The 1,536-nt window shown below is 49.6% G+C and carries 2 protein-coding genes; both read left to right on the top strand.

Translation table 11 applies throughout. The features are described from left to right. Positions 1-54 precede the first annotated feature (54 nt). Positions 55-711: a GntR family transcriptional regulator gene (locus LLF78_04250; protein ID MCE5201703.1), complete on the top strand. Its 657-nt coding sequence runs from the start codon at positions 55-57 to the stop codon at positions 709-711. 28 nt (positions 712-739) lie between these two features. After that, positions 740-1,536 (top strand): dihydroxy-acid dehydratase (locus LLF78_04245; protein ID MCE5201702.1); only part of this gene is annotated, 797 nt, incomplete at its 3' end.

Genomic DNA, 1,536 nt, shown 5'->3' with positions numbered 1-1,536 from the left:
AAAGATGTATGTTTGCTGTATACAGTTAAGTTAAAATAATGGAGGGTGTCATTAATGCATGACCACGAAAAGGCCAGCTGGACCAAAGCATACGAGTGGATCCGTGACGCTATCGAAGCAAGAGAGATCGAGATGGGAGCTCCCTTGCCCGAAAACCATCTTGCCAGGGAGATAGGTGTCAGCAGAACGCCTATCCGTGAAGCCCTGCGCAGTCTGGAACAGGACGGATACGTTAAAATAATTCCCCAAAAAGGCGCCTTTGTATCAGAAATATCCCTCGAAGATCTCAAAGAGATATATGACATACGCAAACTGCTTGAACCTTTCGCGGCACTTTCCGCAGTAAACAGGATCCCGGAAGAAGAGATAGACGAGATGGAGAAAGGCTGGAAAGCCCTCAAAAAGGCTGCGATGGCAGGAGAGGTAGACCTGACACGCGTTTCTGAGATGGATCTGCTGCTCCATATGACCATCACTAAATATGCAACTAACAAGCGTATAGGAGTCATTATCTCAACATATCACGCCCAGATAAAGCGCTTTCAGAAGCTTTCCGCACAGTCGCTTTCAAACATACATGAAACGATCGGCCAGCATCTTGAGATATTGGAAAAATTGCGGGAGAGGGATGCCAGGGGGTTGTCCTCTCTGCTCTATGAACATATAGCAAAGAGCGAGAGTAACATAATGAAAGACTATTTTCTCAAGTAGAAGCAGATAGCCGAAGGAAAATATCATTATGAAATTCAGAAGTTCCGAAATACTTTCAGATCCGGTGTTTACTGAAAACAGGGCCCTTTATAAATCTATGGGCTTCTCTGACGAAGACCTAAAAGGTCCCCTAATAGGGATAGCAAACTCATGGAACGAGCTGGTACCAGGACATTACAACCTCAGGAACCTTGCCGATTTCGTAAAAAAGGGCATATACAGGGCAGGCGGCATGGCGGTCGAGTTTGGCGTAATAGCCGCCTGTGACGGACAGTCATGCGGACATAACGGCATGAAATACATACTCCCCACCAGAGACCTTATAGCATGCGACATCGAAGCAATGGCCGAAGCCCACAGGCTTGACGGCATTGTTATGCTTGGATCATGCGACAAAATAGTTCCGGGCATGCTGATGGCGGCCGCCAGGCTGGGCATTCCGGCGATATTGCTTGTTGGCGGACCGATGGCCGGAGGCGTTTCCTTTGACGGGCGTAAAAGCGACTCCACCTCTGTTTCGGAGGCGGTGGGGATGCTGAGCGCCGGACGGATAAGCAAAGAGACTTTATCAATGCTTGAAGACAATGCGGCACCCTCATGCGGTTCATGCTCATACTACGGCACGGCCAACTCGATGGGCTGTGCGGCAGAGGCCATGGGCATGTCCCTCCCGGGATCGTCACTGATACCCGCTACAAGCGCTGCCCGTTCCAGGGCAGCGGAAGAGACCGGGAAAAAGATCGTCGAACTTGTCAGGCAAAACATCACAGCGCACGACATCATTACGAAAGACTCCCTTGAAAACACTGCGAAGATAATGGTCGC

The sequence above is a fragment of the Synergistaceae bacterium genome (assembly GCA_021372895.1).
Taxonomy (GTDB): Bacteria; Synergistota; Synergistia; order Synergistales; family Synergistaceae; genus JAJFTP01.
This window is presented reverse-complemented; position numbering and strand designations above follow the sequence as displayed.